The organism is Streptomyces sp. GSL17-111, from assembly GCF_037911585.1.
Classification (GTDB): domain Bacteria; phylum Actinomycetota; class Actinomycetes; order Streptomycetales; family Streptomycetaceae; genus Streptomyces.
Genome location: NZ_JBAJNS010000001.1, coordinates 5,018,226 through 5,036,809 on the forward strand (window position 1 = coordinate 5,018,226; position 18,584 = coordinate 5,036,809).

An 18,584-nucleotide genomic window follows, 5' to 3' on the forward strand; every position below is an offset into this window, starting at 1 on the left:
GTTCCCACCTCCGCGTGGTGCACGTCACAGTCACACGTCCGCGACTGGGCGGCGGGATGAGGGGTCCCGGGGTGGATGTGAGCCAGCGGTCGGCGGGGGCGCCTAGCCTGTGGCGCATGGGCGGGAGTTCGGGTGGGGCGCTGGACGCGGGGACGGCACGGTCGGTGCGGGAGCTGTTACGCGCCCACCGGGCCGAGCGGACGCTGGAGGACGCGCACCGGGCCGCCGTCGAACTGGGGCTCGATCCGCCGTCGGTGGAGCAGTTGCGCGGGCGGCGGCGCAGCCGGGGCGTGAGCCAGCAGCAGGTGGCCACCCTCCTGCGGTACACCGAACGCCGGTACTGGGAGTGGGAGTCGGGCCGGGAGCGCATGCCCGCCCCCGTGGCGCAGCGCGTGATCGCCCTGCTGGGCGTGGACGAGCGGGCGGCGCGGTGGTTGCTAGAACTGCTGCACCCGCTGCCCGTCCCCGTCGGTGAGCCCGACCCGGCGTGGCGCGCGCTGCTGCACATGGTGCCCGCGCCCGCCTACCTGGCGACGGTGACCACCTGGGAGGTCGTCACCGCCAACGACGCCTACCACGAGCTGTTCCCCTGGGCGGCGCCGTGGGCGCCCCGGCCCGAACCGAGCATCGTCCGGGCGGTGCTGCTGCGGCCCGAGGCGCGCGACGTGCTGCTGCGGTGGCGGGAGGACTGGGCCGTGCCGCTGGTCAACATCGTCTGGTCGACGTACCAGGTGCACCGCGACGATCCCGCGCTGCGGGCGCTGGTGGACGAGCTGCTCGGCTGCCCGGAGAGCGCCGCGCTGTGGGCGTCGCGGGAGGCCCGCGTCGCGGCCCCGGCCCTGCACCAGGGGATGGACCGGCGCGGGGTGCGGCACCCCGTCAAGGGTGAGATGGAGGTCGTGCCGCTGGTGAGCCGTCCGGAGACGCTGCGCTCCTGCCGGATGGTGGTGCTCGCCCCGGTGGAGTGGGGTGAGCGGGCCGAGCGGTGGGAGGCGTTGCGCCCGTCGCTTCACGGGTGAGCGCCGAGCGCGGTGAGCGTCCGGTGGATGAGCGCGGGGCCCTCCTGGTGGCGCCCGGTGGCGAGGAGGTCGCCGAGCAGCATGCTGGTGTCGGCCACGAGCCGTACGCGAGGTCGGCGGCGTTCCTCGTAGGCGGCGAGCGCGCCGGTCACGTCGTGCTCGGCCGAGGTCAGGACCTCGGCGAGCACCTGGGCGTCCTCCAGGCACATGGCCGCGCCCTGGGCGAGGGTGGGCGGCATGCAGTGGGCGGCGTCCCCGGCGAGCGCGAGACGGCCGGACGTCCAGTGCCGGGCCTGGTAGTGGGTGAACGCTGTGTGGTGGATCTCCGCGTCGGCGAGGTGGCGGCGGATCTCCGCCCACACCGGACCGCCGTAGTGGGCGGCCAGCCGCGTCACCCGGTCGGTGTACTCCGCGCGGCGCGGCGCCTCGTCGGGGAGGGGGGCGTCGATGACGAACATCGTGTAGGCGAGGTCCTCGCCCATGGGCGCGTACCCGGCGATGTGTGCGGCTCCGCCGTAGGCCAGGCAGGTGCGCGTGACCTCGGCCGGGCGGGGCACCAGGGCCCGCCACACGGCCCACCCGGTGGGCTGCGGCTCGCCGGGGTCGACCAGCTGGCGCAGGGCGGAGTGCGCGCCGTCGGCGGCGATGACGACGTCGGCGCGCAGCCGCTCCCCGTCGTCCAGTACCGCCGCGCCCGCCCGTCCGTCCTGTTCGGCGTGGCGGACCCGCCGTCCGAGGTGGGTCCGCACGCCGGCGGCCGTCACCGCGTCCCGCAGGACGCGCTGGAGGCGGGGGCGGGTGATGCCGCACGTCGGCGGCAGGTCCGGGCCGCCGCTGCGCAGGTCGGGCTGCTCGGCGAGGACGGTGCCGTCGGGCCGGAGGATGGCGAGGGAGTCGAACGGCGTCCCCGCCGCGAGAACGGCGTCACAGACCCCCGCCTCGCGCAGCACCCGCAGTGCGTTGCCGTGCAGCAGTACGCCGGTGCCGAGCGCCCCGAAGTCCGGCCGGGCCTCGACGAGATCCACCCGCACGCCGCGCCGGGCGAGCAGCACCGCCGCGCACGCCCCCGTCGTCCCGCCGCCCACGATCACCGCGCTCGAAATCCCCATGCGGCAGACGGTATCGGGGCTCGGCCGACGTGCGGTCGTGGGACGCTCGGCGCCTCCCCGACCAGGGGTGGCGGGGCCGGAAGCCCGGTTTCCGGAAGCGTTTCTTCCGGAAGCGGGACGACGGTGCCGGGGCCCGTCGGGTCCGGTGGGATGGGGACCGGTCGGCGGTGCTGCGTTGCACCGGGGGTGCGGCGCGGCCGTCGGCCCGGGCCGTGTGCCCGCGCCGCCGCGCCCGTTCCGGGTCACGCGCTCCCCCGAAGGGCGTGGGAACGGGCGATGGTGGGCGGTGCGCCGCCCGGCGTCCCCTGCCTCCGGGGGAGGGGAGGGCACGGGGGCGCGGTCGGCCCGGGGACGGGACCGGCCCGCGGTGCCGTTCAGCGTGTGGACGGCACCGCCCACCGCCGTCGGCGGCCGTCTAAGGTCTGACCGCATGAGCGACAGCAAGATCGACCCCGCCGTGCAGGCCGAGCTGGACCGGTTGCGGGAGAGCATCGACAACATCGACGCGGCCGTCGTCCACATGATCGCCGAGCGTTTCAAGTGCACCCAGCAGGTCGGTCGGCTCAAGGCGACGCACCGGCTGCCGCCGGCCGATCCGGGGCGGGAGGCCCGGCAGATCGCCCGGCTGCGGCAGCTCGCGGAGAACGCCAAGCTGGACCCGGCCTTCGCGGAGAAACTGCTGAACTTCATCATCGCCGAGGTCATCCGCCACCACGAGACGCTGGCGGGCGGACCGGAGGACGTCGCGTAACGGGCGTCAGCGGGGGAGTTCGGCCTCGATGAGGTCGGCCGCGTGCGGGGCGCCGCTCTCGTGGGCCATGTCGGCGTGGAGCGCGGCGAAGCGGTCGGCCATGGCGGGGTCGGTGGTCAGCTCGGTGGCGGCCGCGCGCAGGGCGTCGGCCGTCGCGTCGTCGGTGTCGATGCGCCGTGCCACGCCGAGGCCGGCCAGGACGTCGGCGTTGGCGAACTGGTCCGTCGCCTGTGGCACGGCGATCATCGGCACGCCGCAGGCCAGCCCCTCCTGGCTGCCGCCCATGCCCGCGTGGGTGACGAACAGGTCGGCCTGCCGGAGGATGCGCAGCTGCGGCACCCAGCGGTGCACCTCCACGTTCGCCGGGAGGGGGCCGAGCGCGGCCTCGTCGACGTGCTTGCCGATCTGCAGCACCAGGTGCCATCCGGGCAGCCCGCCGAAGGCGGCGAGGCAGGCGCGGTAGAACGCGGGCCGGTCGGTGAAGGTGGAGCCGAGGGAGACGAGCGCGACGCGTTCGGCGTCGGCCGGGCGCGTCCAGTCGCCCTGGTGGGTGCGGTCCCCCTGGCAGCTGCCGGTGAAGGTGTAGACGGCCGGGTCGACCCGGTCGGCGTTCGGCTGGAGGGCGCGGGGGATGAGGACGACGGAGCGCCGGGGCCGGGCGGTGAACCGTTCGGGGTCGGTGCCCTCCAGGCCGTGCTCGGCGAGCCACTGCCGGAAGCGCGCGAAGTAGGCGACGCCGCGCGGTGAGGTGCGCAGCGGCGCGAGCATCGGCTCGGCGACCTCCTCCTCGTACCCCTCCCAGGCCACCATGGTGGGGGAGAGCTGGACGGCCGGGACGCCCCAGCGGTGGGCGAGGACGGGGGCCGGGTAGGCGGCGATGTCGTACAGGACGAGGTCGGGCTCGTCGCCCGCGTAGGCGGCGGCGAGCTGGGGGAGGGCCTGGATCGCGTCGTCGAGGAACGGCTCCAGGTGGTCGATCAGCTCCTCGCCCCACGCCTCGGGCGCCTCGTCGGTGGGGAGGGTGGACGTCCAGGGGCGTATCTCGGCGCCGACGGCGGTCACGCTGTCGGCGAACTCGGCGGGGACGGCGTAGGTGACGCGGTGGCCCCGGGCGACGAGCTCGCGCAGCACCTCCAGGCCGGGGTGGACGTGACCGGCGGCCGGAATGCTGAACACGGCGATGTGGGCGGGGCGTTGTGTGGGCATGCCGAGATGCTAGACGATACGCACCGTCTCGTGCAACTGGCCGGCCGTCCCCCCGGCACGCGGCCACGGCCCGGAACGGAGTCGGCCACCCGCCCCCGCAGCGCCGAAGAGGGCCGAATCTGCGTGGGCGCGCCCCGCTCGGTAAGGCACGATGTGGCCATGTCCGTACTCACGCGCGACGAAGCGCAGGCCCGAGCAGCCCTCCTCGACGTCCACCGTTACACCGTCGACCTCGACGTCACCCGGGGTGAGGAGGTGTTCGGCGCCACCACGGTCATCCGCTTCACCGCCCGCAGTGCGGGCGACACGTTCGTGGAGGTACGGCCGCACGCCCTGCACGCGGCCACCCTCGACGGCGCCCCGCTGCCCGCCGGGGCCCACGCGGAGGGCCGCATCGCCCTGACCGGCCTCGCCGCGGGCGAGCACGAGCTGCGTGTCGTCGCCGACATGCCCTACTCGCACACCGGCGAGGGCATGCACCGCTTCACCGACCCGGCCGACGGCCTGACCTACCTCTACACCCAGTGCTGCCAGTCCGACGCCCCCCTGGTCTTCGCCTGCTTCGACCAGCCCGACCTCAAGGCCGAGTTCGCCGTCACCGTCACTGCCCCCGAGGAGTGGACGGTGCTGGGCAACGGCATCGCCACCCGCGACGCCGCCCACCCCGGCCGCTGGACGTGCACGACGACCCCGCCCATCAGCACCTACCTCATGGCCGTCGCCGCAGGCCCCTACCACTCGGTGCACACCGAGCACGCCGGGCTCCCCTTCGGGCTGCACGTGCGCCGCTCGCTCGCCGCGCACCTCGACGCCGACACCGAGGAACTCTTCGCCGTCAGCCGGCGCTGCTTCGACCGCTACCACGAACTCTTCGACGAGCCCTACCCGTTCGACTCCTACGACCAGGCCTTCGTCCCCGAGTTCAACGCGGGCGCCATGGAGAACCCCGGCCTGGTCACCTTCCGCGACGAGTTCGTCTTCCGCTCCGCCGTCACCGACACCCAGCGCCAGATCCGCGGCATGGTCATCGCCCACGAGATGGCCCACATGTGGTTCGGCGACCTCGTCACCCTGCGCTGGTGGGACGACATCTGGCTGAACGAGTCCTTCGCCGAGTACATGGGCTACCAGGTGCTCGCCGAGTCCACCCGCTGGACCGACACCTGGACGGACTTCGCCGTCGCCCGCAAGAGCTGGGGCTACGACGCCGATCAGCGGCCCTCCACCCACCCCGTCGCCCCCGACCCCGAGGCCGTCCCCGACACCGCCTCCGCCCGGCTCAACTTCGACGGCATCTCCTACGCCAAGGGCGCCTCCGCGCTGCGTCAGCTCGTCACCTGGCTGGGCCCCGCCGACTTCCTCGCCGGCATCAACGCCCACTTCGCCGCCCACCGCTTCGGCAACGCCACTCTGGCCGACTTCCTCAACTCCCTCGCCGGAGCCTCCGACAAGGACGTCCACGCCTGGGCCGAGCGCTGGCTGCGCACCAGCGGCGTCGACACCCTCGTGCCCGCCGTCGGCGACGCCGCCCCCGACCGGTGGCGCCTGGAGATCCGCCACGACGGCACCCGCCCGCACCGGCTCCTCGTCGGCGTCTACGACCGCGCCGAGGCCGAGCCCGGCCAGCTCGTGCTGCGCGAACGCCCCCACGTCGACGTCCCGCAGGACCCGGGCACCACCGCCGTCGACCTGCCCGGCCCCCGCCCCGACCTGGTGCTCCTCAACGACGGCGACCTCACCTACGCCAAGATCCGCCTCGACGCCGCCTCCTGGGACACCGTGCGCGCCGCGCTCTCCGGCCTGCCCGACCCGCTCTCCCGCGCCGTCGTGTGGAACGCCGCCCGCGACATGGTGCGCGACGGCGAACTCCCGCCGCAGGAGTACCTCGACGCCGCCCGCGCCCACCTCCCGCACGAGACGGACAACGCCGTCGTGCAGACCGTCCTCGCCTTCGCCCGCTCCGAGGTCGCCGACCGGCTGCTGCCCGCCGAACGCCGCCCCGACGCGCTGGCCACACTGCACGCCCTGTGCCGCGAGCTGCTGGCCAAGACGGCCGACGGCTCCGACCCCGGCCTCAGGCTCACCGCCGTCCGCGCCGCCGTCGCCACCGCCACCGACCCCGCCGACTGCACCCGGTGGATGGTCGAGGGCACCGTCCCCGGCGGCCCGTCCCTCGACCCGGAACTGCGCTGGCAGATCCTCCACCGGCTCGCGGTCCTCGGCGCCGTGGGGGAGGACGAGATCCGTGCCGAGGCCGAGCGGGACGCCAGTGCCACCGGACGGGAGGGTGCCGCCCGCTGCCGGGCCGCCCTGCCGACGGCCGAGGCCAAGGCGGCGGCCTGGGACGCCCTGTTCGGCCCCGGCGACGAACTGTCCAACTACCTGTTCAACGCCACCGCCCAGGGCTTCTGGCACGCCGAGCACGCCGACCTCGTCCGCCCCTACGCCGACCGGTACTTCGACGACGCCGTCGCACTCGCCGCCCGCCGGGGGCCCTCGCTCGCCCACTTCGCCGCCGGGGCCGCCTTCCCGCGCACCCTGGTGGAGCCGCACGTCCTCGCCCTGGGCGAGCAGTGCCTGGCGCAGAGCGAGCCCGACCCCGCCCTGCGCCGCCCGCTGGCCGACGCACTGGACGACCTGGCCCGCGCCCTCCGCGTCCGCGAAGCCGCCACGAACGGCTGACCACCCCCGGGGTGGGCCGGCCCCCGGCCCACCCCGGCCACGCGCCCGTCACCGAGCGGACGGCCCGCCCGGACGGCCCGCGCGGTGCGCCCGCTCAGGTGCCGTCCGGGGACACGCGCCACCACCCGTCGGTTGAGGAACGGAACCGACCGCAACGCGGGCGAAGCTGGTCGGTGCGTGCCCATCGGGGCACACCCACCCCTTCGCACTGGCGGGAGGCGAGCCGGCATGGCCCGCGACGTCCAGATCACCTTCGACTGCGCCGACCCGGCCGCACTGGCCGCGTTCTGGGCCGAAGCGCTCGGCTACCGCCTTCAGGAACCGCCCGGCGGCTTCGCCACCTGGGCACAGGCACTGGAGGCGATGGGCGTACCACCGGAGCGGCGCAACGACGCCTCGGCCGTGGTCGACCCCGAGGGCGCCGGGCCCCGGCTGTTCTTCCAGCGTGTCCCCGAGGGCAAGCGGGTCAAGAACCGCGTGCACCTCGACGTTCGGGCGGCCCCCGGGCTTCAGGGCGAGGCCCGGATGGCGGCCCTGGAGGCCGAGGCCGACCGGCTCGCCGCCCACGGCGCCACCCTGCTTCACCGCCACGAACCGTCCCCGCCGTTGGCGGCCGGGCACCTCATCATGGCCGACCCCGAAGGCAACGAGTTCTGCCTCGACTGACGGCGCGGGGCCGGCGGTCGGCTCACAGCATGCGGCGGACGCCGGGTTCGTGGCGGAGGCCGCGCTCCTCGTCGGCGAGGGTGCCCTCGGTGGCCGTCCGGCCCGGGCCCGAGCGCAGGGTGGGCAGCAGGGGCCTGAGCAGCGAGTCCTCGGAGGCGAAGGCGAGGACCGCCCACAGGGCCACGGCCGTGAGGACGAGGCCCGTGACGCCGGCGGTCGTCTCCCAGGCGGAGGAGGCCGTCAGCTGGTACAGGCCGGTGGCGAGGAAGCGCAGGGCTGCCACGGTCAGGACGAGGCTCGCCAGCAGCTTGCCGACGCCCGCGCTGACGACGACGAGCAGCAGCCCGGTCGCCGCCAGCAGGAGCAGCAGGCCCAGGGCGTCGCTGGTCGTACCCGACGCCGAGCCCAGCTTCGTCAGTCCGACCGTCAGCCAGGTGGCGGCCAGCAGGCCCATGCCGGTGCCCGCCACCACGTCCCGCGCCAGGAAGCCGAGAACGGAGGTGACGGCCTGCAGCGGCGCGGCGAACGTCACCATGACGAGCGCCACCGTCCAGGTCTCCGTCGTGGCGACCCAGCCGAGCTGCAGCCCGGCCAGCACGAACGTCGCTCCGGCGAGGCCGGTGAAGCCGAGCGGCAGGGGGCTGCCCAGCGGGCGCAGCAGGATGCGGACGTCGCGCATGGCGTGCCTTTCGCAGGGGAGGCGGACCGACCGCACGCGGTACCCGTCCGCCCGGTGCCCCATGCGCGCGGACAGGGGTGTCGCCGGAGGTGATCGTGGCTCTAAGGTGAGGCTTACCTGATGTGCTGACCGTGCTGACCGTGCTGACCGTGCTTACCAAGGGGTGCCCGTGCCGACCATCACCGCACCGCTGGACGTACCGACCGTGCCCGCGCCGCCGGAGCCCGGGGACCTGGCCGCCGAAACCTACCGCCGGTTCGCGGCGGCGTTCCCGCTGCTGCGCGTCACCACCGAGCCCCCCACCGGGGACGGCTGGCTCACCGGGCAGGCGCTCGCCGCCGACGACGCGCTGCGCGGCCACCTCCTCAGCCGTCAGGCCCGGGCCATGGAGGCCGCCCAGGGCGCGGCGCCGCGCCCGGACGTCGCGGCGACGGAGGTCCTGCACCAGTACGCGTTCGTCGCGTGCCTGGCGATGAGCGCGCCCTGGTACCTCGAACGGCGCGTCCCGTGGCTGGACGCGGACGGGGTCGCCTACCACGAGGCACGCGGCGTCCTCGCGGTGACGCCCGCGCGCGTCACCGTCCTCCCCGGCGATCCGGCCGCCGCCCTGCCCGGCGCGCACACCGTCCCCGACGAGGAGGCGCTGCGGGCCGACCTGCGCGCCGCCGTGGCCGCGCATCTGGAGCCGCTGCTCACCGCCTTCGGTCCGCTGCTGCGCCGGGGGCCGCGCGGCATGTGGGGCGTGGCCACCGACGAACTCGCCGACGGCCTCGGCTACCTGGGCGACCTGCTGGGCGACCGGCCCGCCGCCGCCCGGGCCGCCGACGCGCTGCTGCCCGGCGGCACACCCCCGTTCGCGGGCTCCGCCCGCTTCCGCCCCGACGGCACCCGCACCCGCCTCAACTGCTGCCTCTACTACACCTTCCCCGCCGCCCAACTCTGCGCCGCCTGCCCCCGCGTCCGCTGATCCCCGCCCCACGGAGCCACCGACAAACGACCGCCTTTCTCCAAGGCAACAGGTCCGGCGTCAGCGTGAGATGATGTGCGCGTCGGCCTTCCGCGCCACCGGGCGTGCGGAGGCTTTTTTCATGTCCACTCACATCTGCCCACCGCCCCGCTACCGCGCCCTGCTGCGGGACCGCGAATTCGCCGGACTGTACCTCGGCTTCACCCTCAGCGTCGCCGCGAGCACCCTGTCGGGTTACGCGCTCGGCTCGCTCGTCGGTGACCGGACCGGATCGCCGTTTCTGACGGCGGTCAGCCTGTACGGCGCCACCTTCGCGACGGTCCTCGGCGCGTTGACGCTGATGTCGGTCGCCGACGGCACCCGGCCCCGCCGGATTCTGATCTGCCTACACGGCGTGTCCCTGGCGGCGCTCGCCGCACAGACGGCCCCAGGACTCCCGCTGCCGGCGCGGTTCGCCCTGCTCCTCGTGCTCGGTTTCTTCCAGTCCCTCGCGACGGGCACGCGGATGGGGTTGGTCGCGGAGATCACACCTCCACACGCCTACGTGACGGCACGCTCCCTGATGAACATCACCGCAGGAGGTACGGCCGTCCTCGGGTTCGCCGTCGGCGCGCTGCTGCTGCGCCACCTGACCCCGTACCAGCTCTTCACCGTGGCGGCGGCACTGACGGCGGTGGGGCTGTGCGTCGTCGCCACGACGGTGCGGGAGCGCACCGTGCGACTGACGCGTCGTCCCGGGCTCCGGGCGACGTGGGCGGCGAACCGGACGCTGTTCTCCCACCCCGGCCGGCGGGCGCTGCTGCTGAACCTCTGGGTGCCCAACGGTCTCATCGTCGGCTGCGAGGCCCTGTTCCTCAGCTACACACCAGCTCACGCGGGCATTCTGCTGGCTGCGGCGTCGGCGGGGATGCTCCTGGGAGACCTCGCGGTGGGCCGCCTGCTCACCGCCGTGCAGCGGGGCCGGTCGGCGTTCGCCCTCCGGCTGCTGCTGGCAGCGCCGTTCCTGCTGTTCGCCGTCCACCCGCCCCTGCCGGTGCTGACGGTCGCGGTGTTCGCCGCCGGTGCGGGGTTCGCCGCCACGCTGCCCCTCCAAGAGCAGTTGCTCGCGCTGACGCCGGACGCCGTGCGGGGACAGGTGCAGGGAGTGGAGTCGGCGGGCCGCCTGACCTGGCAGGGGCTGGGAGCGGCGCTGGCGGGCGGCCTCGCCCAGTACGGGGACCCGGGCTTCGTCGTGGCGGCTCTCGCGGTGACCTCTCTCACCGTCACTCTCGCTTCCCGACGCGCCGTCGCCCGTGCCAGGGCGGGGGAGGGGCGGTCGGACGGCGGGTGGGCATGACCGCGGCGGGGTGCCGGGCACGGGGGCGTGCCGGGCACCCCGCCGGAAGGCGGGTCGCCGTCGGGTGCGGTGTTACGCGCGGGCCGCGTCCACGTCGTAGGTCGTGGCGACGTCGTCCAGGACGACCTCCGCGCCGTACAGACCCACCGCGATCATCCACGTGATGTCGTCGACCTCGTGGACGTCGCCCTCCAGCTGCTCCCACAGCGGGTTGGCCATGAACTTCTTCTTGCTCTTCTCACCGGCGCCGGCGGGGTCCGGGTAGGCGGTCACGAAGATGTCGTCGGCGTCGACCTTAGCGATCTGCTCCTCGGAGATGTCGGCGTTGAAGCCGGTGCCCTGGGCGTCCTTGGGGACGTCGAAGCCGAGGTCGTTGATGATGACACCGACGTAGGTGTCCTCCTTGTACAGCCGCGTCGGGCCGTCCACGAAGCGCACCACGGAGACGGTCGGGTTGGCGCCCTCCTTCTCCCGGACGGCGTCACCGATCGTCTTGGCGCGGGTCTCGAAGGCGTCGACCTTCTCCTCGGCGAGCTCCTCCTTGCCCAGGGTCTCGCCGACCAGTGCCAGGTTCTCCTTCCAGGTCGCGCCGGTGTCCTCGGTGAAGACGGTCGGGGCGATCTCGGAGAGCTGGTCGTACAGCTTCTCGTGGCGGACCTTCGCGGAGAGGATGAGGTCCGGCTTCTGCGCGATGATCTTCTCGAGGCTGGGCTCGTCGAGCGTGCCGACCTCCGTGGCCTCGGCCCCGTAGGTCTCGATGTCCTCGCCGAAGTACGGCGGCAGCTTCTCCTCGGGACCGGTGAAGGTGGTGTACCCGACGACGTTGCCCTCCAGCGCGAACGTCGCGTCCACGAAGGTCATGTCGAGGGCGACGACCCGCTTCGGGGCCTCCTCGATCTCCGTCTCGCCCATGGCGTGCTCGACGGTCCGGGGGAAGGCGGCGTCGGACGCGGCGGGCTTGTCCGCCGTGTCGTCCGTATTCTTGTCCGCGTCGTTGCCGCTGCACGCGGCGGTGGCGAACAGACCGATGGCGACGGTGACGGCGCCGACGGAGCGGCCGATGCGGGGGAGCCAACGGGCTCTCATCAGGTGGTCCCTTCGTTCACGGGGGGGTGCGCCCTAAGGATAGGCTCGCCTAACCTACAGCATGGTGTCGGCGAAGGAGATTGTGATCGAAGCGCTATCAGCGCCGCCCCGGGAGGGGAAGCGGCGACAGGTCGCCGTGCAGCGTGCCCACCGGCGCTGGACGGGCCTGCTCATACTCATCGCGACGCTGCTGCTCGCCCTGCTGGCCAGCGTCGCCTTCGGATCCAAGTCCCTGACGCCGGGCGAGGTGTGGAGCGCGCTGGGCAACCCCGGCGGCACGGCCGAGGCCGACGTCATCGTGCACGCGCTGCGGCTCCCGCGCACCGTGCTCGCGCTCGTGGCCGGGGTGGCGCTCGGCGTCGCGGGCGCGCTGATGCAGGGTCACACCCGCAACCCCATCGCGGACCCGGTCATCCTGGGGCTCAGCGCGGGCGCCGGCATGTGGGTCGTCGGAGCCGTCTTCCTCCTCGGCATCACCGACCTCTACGGCTACGTGTGGTTCGCCTTCCTCGGAGCGGCGATGGCGGCCCTGCTCGTCCACTTCGTCGGCTCCCTCACCCGCGGCGGTGCGACCCCCGTCACCCTCGCCCTCGCCGGCGCCGCCTCGCACGCCCTGTTCACCGCGATCACCGCCGGCATGGTCATCTTCGACCGGCAGGCGCTGGACACCTACCGCTTCTGGACCGTCGGCGCCGTGAACGGACGCCCGCTGGACTTCACCGCCCAGCTCCTGCCCTTCATCGTGCTCGGCCTCCTGCTCGCCGCGTACAACGCGCCCGGCCTCAACGCCCTCTCCCTGGGCGAGGACGTGGCCCGCACCCTCGGCGTCCGCGTCGGCGCGACCCGGACCGTCGGCATGGCCGCCATCACCCTGCTCACCGGCGCCGCCGTGGCCGCCTGCGGGCCCATCGGCTTCGTGGGCCTCGTCGCCACGCACATCGCCCGCCACTTCACCGGCCCCGACTACCGCTGGGTGCTCGCCTACGCCGGGCTGCTCGGCGGCACCCTCGTCCTGGTGGCCGACGTCCTGGGACGCGTCGTCGCCCGCCCCGGTGAACTCCAGGTCGGCATCATGCTCGCGCTCATCGGGGCGCCCGTCTTCATCCAGCTCGTCCGCCGCCGCAAGCCGGTGCGGCTGTGAGCCCGGCACCCGCCGCCCGCGAGGCGGCCGCCGAGCCCCCGGCCGAGCCCGGCCGTCCGGACGCCGGAGGCCACCGGCCCGCCAAGGAAGGGAGCACCGTGTCCCGCGTCCCCGGCCGCACCCCGGTGCGCATCGGTCCGCTGTCGGCGGTGTGGCGGCCCCGCACGGTCCTCGTCCCGTGCGCCATCGCGCTCGCGCTGTGCGCCGCCGTCGTCCTCAACACCGGACGCGGCGACTTCCCGCTCAGCCCCGGCGACGTCCTCCAGGCGCTCCTCGGCACGGCCGACGGCGTCGCCGAACTCGTCGTGTGGGAGCTGCGGCTGCCCCGCTCGGTGGTCGGAGCCCTCGTCGGCGCGTCCCTGGGCCTGGCCGGCGCCATCCTCCAGGGCATCGCCCGCAACCCGCTGGCCAGCCCCGACATCCTCGGTATCACCGCGGGCGCGGGCGTCGGCGCCGTCAGTGTGATCGTCTTCGCCGGCTCCCACGGCGCGGCCGGTGGCCTCGTGGGCGACGTGGGCATCCCCACCGCCGCCGTGACCGGTGGGCTCGCCGCCGCCCTCCTCGTCTACGTCCTCGCCGTCCGGCAGGGCATCAGCGGCTACCGCGTCCTGCTGGTCGGCGTCGGCGTCAACGCGGCGCTGACGAGCGTGCTGTCCTGGCTGCTGGTCAAGGCCGACATCGTCGACGCGGGCCGCGCCCTGATCTGGCTCAACGGCAGCCTCAACGGCACCAACTGGGACATCGCCGCCCCCGCCGCCTGGGCCCTCACCCTGCTGCTGCCGGCCGCCCTCCTGCTCTCCCTCCAGTTCGGGGCGCTCGCCTTCGACGAGGACACCGCCCGGGGCCTCGGCGTCCGCATGACGGGCGCCCGCGCCGCCCTGCTCCTGACCGCCGTCCTCCTGACCGCCGTCGCCACCGCCGCCACCGGTCCCATCGCCTTCGTCGCCCTCGCCTGCCCGCAGCTCGCGCTGCGCCTCCTGCGCACCGGCCACCCCCCGCTGTTCGCGTCCGCGCTGCTGGGCGCCGCCGTCACCGTGTGGGCCGACTTCCTCGGCCGCACCCTGATCAGCGGCGTGGAGCTGCCGGTGGGCATCTTCACCGCGGCCCTGGGCGCGCCCTACCTGCTGTACCTGCTCGTCCGCAGCGGAAAGGCCCGCACCTCATGACCGACACCACCGCCCCGGCCTCCACCCCCGCCGGCCCCGGCACGACGACGGACGCCCCCACCCCGCCGGTGCGGTTGCGCGCCGAGGGGCTGACCCTCGGCTACGGCGACCGCGCCGTCGTCCACGACCTGGACCTGGACATCCCCGACGGCACCGTCACCGCCGTCATCGGGCCCAACGGCTGCGGCAAGTCGACCCTCCTGCGGGCCTTCGGACGGCTGATGAAGCCGCGCTCCGGACGGGTGCTGCTGGACGGCCGGCCCGTCCACACCATGCCCACCCGTCAGGTCGCCTCCCTGGTGGGCCTGCTGCCGCAGAGCCCCGTCGCGCCCGAGGGGCTGACCGTCGCCGACCTCGTCGCCCGGGGCCGTCACCCCCACCAGACGTGGTACCGCCGCTGGTCCGGCGACGACGAGCGCGTCGTGGAACAGGCCCTGCGCGCCACCGGCACCTACGACCTGGCCGAACGCACCCTGGACGAACTCTCCGGCGGCCAGCGGCAGCGCGCCTGGATCGCCATGGCCCTCGCCCAGGACACCGAGCTACTCCTGCTCGACGAACCCACCAACCACCTCGACCTGGCCCACCAGATCGAGGTCCTGGACCTGGTGCGCGAGCTGCACCACGACACCGGCCGCACGGTCGTCCTCGTCCTGCACGACCTGTCGCTGGCCGCCCGCTACGCCGACCGGCTCGTCGCCATGAAGGACGGCCGCATCGCCGCGAGTGGCCCGCCCACGCAGGTGCTGACGGAGGACCTGCTCACCGACGTCTTCGGGCTGCGGGCCCGCGTCCGCACCGACGAGGAGACCGGCGCACCCCTCGTCGTCCCCCTCAGCCGCCACGACCGGCCCGCCAAGGGCTGACCGGGGGCGCTCGTCCGCGACGGCCGTTCGGGGCACGCGGCCGGGGCCGGGATTAGGCCGTCGCCGGGCGGGGAACCGGTGGCTCCGGGCGTGATCGCGTACGGAGGAGCCGGCCATGGTGCACAGCGCGGACGCGGCGCGAGCCGCCCTGTTCGACGTCGACGGCACGCTCGTGGACACCAACTACCTGCACGTCGTGGCCTGGTGGGAGGCGTTCCGGCAGGCGGGCCACACCGTGCCGATGGCGGACATCCACCGCACCGTCGGCATGGGCGCCGACCGGCTGCCCGCCCACCTGCTGGGGGAGTCCCGCGACCCCGCGCGCGAGGAGGCCGTCCGGCAGGCGCACGCGGCCCTGTACGCGGCGCACTTCCCGACCCTCACGGCCCTCCCCGGCGCCGCCGACCTGCTGCGCGCCGTCTCCCGCGCCGGGTGGCGCGTCGTCCTCGCCAGCTCCGCCAGCGGCACCGAGCTGGCCGCGATGCGCCGTGCGCTGGACGCCGACGACGTGATCGACGACGCCACCAGCGGCGACGACGTCGACACCACCAAACCCGCGCCCGACCTCGTCGCCGAGGCGGTGCGCCGGGCCGGGGCGCCGACGCGCGACACCGTCTTCGTCGGTGACACCGTGTGGGACATGAAGGCCTGCGGACGGGCGGGCGTCACCGCCCTCGGCGTCCTCTCCGGCGGCATCCCCCGCGCGGACCTGGCGGAGGCCGGAGCCGCGCGCGTCTACGCCGGGCCCGCCGACCTCCTCGCCCACCTGGACGCCTCCCCGCTGGCCGGCCCGAGGTCGTAACCCGGGCGGGCGAAGGGCCGTTGACCACCCCGGCGGAACCCCGTCGGGGACGCGTCGGCCGCGAGCCCCTTACCCCGGAGGCCCCGTACCGTCGACGGTGTTGGTTAGGCTAACCTAAGTTCTGCTTGTGCGGCCCTGCGCCGAAACGGCGCACCGCACCACCCTCACCGTGACCCGAAGGGCTTCGCCGCATGCTGCGTGCTCAACTCCTCGACCGGCAGGCGCGACGCGAGTCAGCCGCCCGAACCTACGCCCGCACCCTCCCCGTCGCCCCCGTCACCGCCGCCGGGGCCGAGGTCACCGGAGCGGACGGACGCACCTATCTGGACTGCCTCTCCGGAGCCGGCACCCTCGCACTCGGCCACAACCACCCCGCCGTCATCGCCGCACTCCACGGCGCCCTCGGCTCCGGTGCCCCCCTCCACACCCTCGACATGATCACGCCGCAGAAGGACTCCTTCACCACCGAACTCCTCAGCCGCCTCCCCGGCGAGCTGCGCGACGACGCCGTGCTGCACTTCTGCGGGCCCGCCGGAACCGACGCCGTCGAAGCCGCGCTCAAACTCGCCCGCACCACCACCGGCCGCAACGGCGTCGTCGCCTTCACCGGCGCCTACCACGGCATGACCCTCGGCGCCGCCTCCGTCTCCGGCCCGCTGCGCATGCGAGGCGCCGACGGCCAGGGCCCCGCCGCCGCCCAGCCCGTCACCCGCCTGCCCTACCCCTACGCCTACCGCTGCCCCTTCGGCGTCGGCGGCGAGCAGGGCGCCGAACTCACCACCCGGCTCCTGGAGACCTACCTCACCGACCCCAGCAGCGGCATGGCCACCCCGGCCGCCGTCATCCTCGAAGCCGTCCAGGGCGAAGGCGGCGTCATCCCCGCCCCCGCGAGCTGGCTGCGCGAAGTGCGCCGGATCACCGCCGAACACGGCGTCCTCCTCATCATCGACGAGGTCCAGACCGGCATCGGCCGCACCGGCCGCTTCTGGGCCTGCGAACACGCCGACGTCACCCCCGACATCCTCGTCATCTCCAAGGCCGTCGGCGGGGGACTCCCGCTCGCCCTCATCGCCTACCGGCCCGACCTCGACACCTGGCAGCCCGGCGACCACACCGGCACCTTCCGCGGCAACACCCTCGCCATGGTCGCCGGAGAGGTCACCCTGCGCACCGTCGCCGAGGAACAGCTCGCCGAACACGCCGAGAAGACCGGCGCCCGCATCCGCAGCGCCCTGCGCGAACTCGCCACGCGCCACCCCGTCATCGGCGACGTCCGCGGCCGCGGCCTCATGATCGGCGTCGAACTCGTCCAGCCCGACGCCGACCCCGACCCCACCGGCGCCCGCCCCACGCACCCCCACTACGCGCGCGCCCTGCAGAAGGCCTGCCTGGACCGCGGGCTCATGCTCGAACTCGGCGGCCGCGACGGCTCCGTGCTGCGCCTGCTGCCCCCGCTCGTCCTCACCGACGCCCAGGCCGACACCGTCCTCACCCGCCTCGCCGACGCCCTCACCGACGTGGAGCCCGCCGCATGAGCCAGCACCCCGACACCGCCGTCGCCGCCGGACCGGGCGACCCGCGCGCCCTGCGGGCCCTGACCGCCGTTGCGCTCGACGCCCTCGCCGACGGAGCCGCCGCCCGTGGTGGCCCGCTGCCCGCCGGCGGCCCCGACGCCGTCACCGCCCGCACCCGGCACCTCCTCACCCCCATCCTCCCCACCCAGGGCGTCGGCGCCCACGACGCCCTCTACGACACCGTCCGCGCCACCGCCCAGGGCGCCGCCGACCCCGGTGAGGCCCACTGCGTCGCCCACCTCCACTGCCCGCCCCTCGCCGTCGCCGCCGCCGCCGACCTCGCCGCCTCCGCCCTCAACCCCTCCATGGACTCCTGGGACCAGGCACCGGCCGCCGCCGTCGTCGAGGAAGAGGTCACCGCCGCCCTCGCCACCCTCATGTACCCCGCCGAACAGCGGCCCGACGCCCTCATCACCAGCGGCGGCACCGAGTCCAACCTCGTCGCCCTGCTGCTGGCCCGCGAACGCGCCCGCGCCGCCACCGACGGCCGGGGCACGCTGCACGTCCTGTGCGGGGAGAACGCCCACCACAGCGTCCACCGCGCCGCCTGGATCCTCGGCCTGCCCGCACCCCGTCACATCCGCTGCCCCGGCGGACGCATGGACCCGGCAGCCCTCGACACCGCCCTGCGCGAGCTCGCCGACACCACGGGCACCACCGGCCGCGCGCTCGTCGTCGCCACCGCCGGCACCACCGACGAGGGCCTCATCGACCCGCTCCCCGACATCGCCCTCACCGCTCAGCGGCACGGCGCCGAACTCCACGTCGACGCCGCCTACGGCGGCCCGCTCCTCTTCAGCGACCAACTCGCCGACGCCCTGCGCGGCATCGAGCACGCCGTCTCCGTCACCTTCGACCTGCACAAGATGGGCTGGCAGCCCGTCGCCGCCGGCGTCCTCGCCGTCCCCGACGCCGACCTGCTGCACGCCCTCTCCCTGCGCGCCGACTACCTCAACGCCGACGACGACACCGAAGCCGGCCTCCCCGACCTCCTCGGCCGCTCCCTGCGCACCTCCCGCCGACCCGACGCCCTCAAGATCGCCGTCACCCTGCGCGCCCTCGGCCGCGAAGGACTCGGCCGCGTCGTCGAACACTGCGTCCGCACCGCCCAGCGCCTCGGCGACGCCGTCGACGCCCACCCCGCCCTGCGCCGCCGCCCCGGCCCCGTCGGCATCTCCACCGTGCTCTTCCGCCCCACCGCCGCCGACCGGCTCCCGGCCGAGGAGGGCGACGAACTCGTCGCCGGCATCCGCCGCCAGCTCCTCACCGAAGGCCTCGCCGTCCTCGGCCGCGCCACCGCCGAGGACCACGACGGCACCCGGCGGCTGTGGCTCAAGGCCACCCTCCTGCACCCGCAGACCGTCGCCGCCGACCTCGACGCGCTGCTCAAGCTCGTCGCCGAACGCGCCGAACTCACCCCCACCGCCGACGTGGTGACCCTCCCCACCCCCCAGGCCCGCTTGGAAAGCAGCGCCCTGTGATTTAGCTTAGCCTCGCCTAACCGAAACCGATCCCTGGCGCAAAGCCGCACCAC

The 18,584-nt window shown here is 74.7% G+C and carries 16 protein-coding genes; 12 read left to right on the top strand and 4 right to left on the bottom strand.

From position 1 onward, the window contains the following. The first annotated feature begins 116 nt into the window (after positions 1-116). The gene (locus V6D49_RS22405) at positions 117-1,019 is read left to right on the top strand and encodes an MmyB family transcriptional regulator (RefSeq protein ID WP_340562324.1); all 903 of its coding nucleotides are present in this window, start codon (positions 117-119) and stop codon (positions 1,017-1,019) included. On the opposite strand, the gene V6D49_RS22410 is transcribed toward V6D49_RS22405, so the two are convergent. Continuing rightward, entirely contained in the window at positions 1,010-2,128 is a 1,119-nt protein-coding gene (locus V6D49_RS22410) for an FAD-dependent monooxygenase (RefSeq protein WP_340562327.1), read from the bottom strand. The genes V6D49_RS22405 and V6D49_RS22410 overlap by 10 nt on opposite strands. Before the next feature lie 430 nt (positions 2,129-2,558). Here V6D49_RS22410 and V6D49_RS22415 point away from each other — a divergent pair, with 430 nt between their 5' ends. Beyond that, a complete protein-coding gene (locus V6D49_RS22415; RefSeq protein ID WP_340562329.1) occupies positions 2,559-2,879 on the top strand; it encodes a chorismate mutase in 321 nt (106 codons plus the stop codon). 6 nt (positions 2,880-2,885) lie between these two features. On the opposite strand, the gene V6D49_RS22420 is transcribed toward V6D49_RS22415, so the two are convergent. Then, entirely contained in the window at positions 2,886-4,085 is a 1,200-nt protein-coding gene (locus V6D49_RS22420) for a macrolide family glycosyltransferase (protein ID WP_340562331.1), read from the bottom strand. Between the two features lie 159 nt (positions 4,086-4,244). On the opposite strand from V6D49_RS22420, the gene pepN reads away from it, so the two are divergent. Both pepN and V6D49_RS22430 read left to right on the top strand, forming a co-directional pair. Then, complete coding sequence (gene pepN, locus V6D49_RS22425; RefSeq protein WP_340562333.1) at positions 4,245-6,767, top strand: aminopeptidase N; 2,523 nt, start codon at positions 4,245-4,247, stop codon at positions 6,765-6,767. A gap of 228 nt (positions 6,768-6,995) precedes the next feature. After that, positions 6,996-7,433: a VOC family protein gene (locus V6D49_RS22430; protein WP_340562335.1), complete on the top strand. Its 438-nt coding sequence runs from the start codon at positions 6,996-6,998 to the stop codon at positions 7,431-7,433. Between the two features lie 22 nt (positions 7,434-7,455). Here the strand turns inward: V6D49_RS22430 and V6D49_RS22435 are convergent, their stop codons facing one another. Further along, positions 7,456-8,112 carry a hypothetical protein gene (locus tag V6D49_RS22435; protein WP_340562337.1) on the bottom strand — a complete coding sequence of 219 codons (657 nt, stop codon included), beginning with the start codon at positions 8,110-8,112 and terminating at the stop codon, positions 7,456-7,458. 169 nt (positions 8,113-8,281) lie between these two features. On the opposite strand from V6D49_RS22435, the gene V6D49_RS22440 reads away from it, so the two are divergent. Next, on the top strand, positions 8,282-9,079 hold the full coding sequence (locus V6D49_RS22440; RefSeq protein ID WP_340562339.1) for a (2Fe-2S)-binding protein: 798 nt from the start codon (positions 8,282-8,284) through the stop codon (positions 9,077-9,079). A 121-nt stretch (positions 9,080-9,200) separates the two neighbouring features. Then, positions 9,201-10,415: an MFS transporter gene (locus V6D49_RS22445; protein WP_340562341.1), complete on the top strand. Its 1,215-nt coding sequence runs from the start codon at positions 9,201-9,203 to the stop codon at positions 10,413-10,415. A 72-nt stretch (positions 10,416-10,487) separates the two neighbouring features. On the opposite strand, the gene V6D49_RS22450 is transcribed toward V6D49_RS22445, so the two are convergent. Continuing rightward, positions 10,488-11,501, bottom strand: a complete 1,014-nt coding sequence (locus tag V6D49_RS22450) for an ABC transporter substrate-binding protein (protein WP_340562343.1) — start codon at positions 11,499-11,501, stop codon at positions 10,488-10,490. A gap of 82 nt (positions 11,502-11,583) precedes the next feature. Here V6D49_RS22450 and V6D49_RS22455 point away from each other — a divergent pair, with 82 nt between their 5' ends. From V6D49_RS22455 to V6D49_RS22480, 6 genes are all read left to right on the top strand, one after another. Beyond that, a complete protein-coding gene (locus V6D49_RS22455; RefSeq protein ID WP_340562344.1) occupies positions 11,584-12,642 on the top strand; it encodes a FecCD family ABC transporter permease in 1,059 nt (352 codons plus the stop codon). After that, positions 12,639-13,808, top strand: a complete 1,170-nt coding sequence (locus V6D49_RS22460) for a FecCD family ABC transporter permease (protein WP_340562345.1) — start codon at positions 12,639-12,641, stop codon at positions 13,806-13,808. The genes V6D49_RS22455 and V6D49_RS22460 overlap by 4 nt, the downstream gene beginning before the upstream one ends. Next, a complete protein-coding gene (locus V6D49_RS22465) occupies positions 13,805-14,674 on the top strand; it encodes an ABC transporter ATP-binding protein (protein WP_340562346.1) in 870 nt (289 codons plus the stop codon). The genes V6D49_RS22460 and V6D49_RS22465 overlap by 4 nt, the downstream gene beginning before the upstream one ends. Positions 14,675-14,789: 115 nt before the next feature. After that, positions 14,790-15,476 carry an HAD family hydrolase gene (locus V6D49_RS22470; protein WP_340562347.1) on the top strand — a complete coding sequence of 229 codons (687 nt, stop codon included), beginning with the start codon at positions 14,790-14,792 and terminating at the stop codon, positions 15,474-15,476. Positions 15,477-15,667: 191 nt separating this feature from the next. Further along, entirely contained in the window at positions 15,668-17,011 is a 1,344-nt protein-coding gene (locus tag V6D49_RS22475) for a diaminobutyrate--2-oxoglutarate transaminase family protein (RefSeq protein WP_340562349.1), read from the top strand. Continuing rightward, positions 17,008-18,531, top strand: a complete 1,524-nt coding sequence (locus tag V6D49_RS22480) for a pyridoxal phosphate-dependent decarboxylase family protein (RefSeq protein ID WP_340562350.1) — start codon at positions 17,008-17,010, stop codon at positions 18,529-18,531. Before V6D49_RS22475 ends, V6D49_RS22480 begins: the two co-directional genes overlap by 4 nt. Positions 18,532-18,584: the final 53 nt, after the last annotated feature.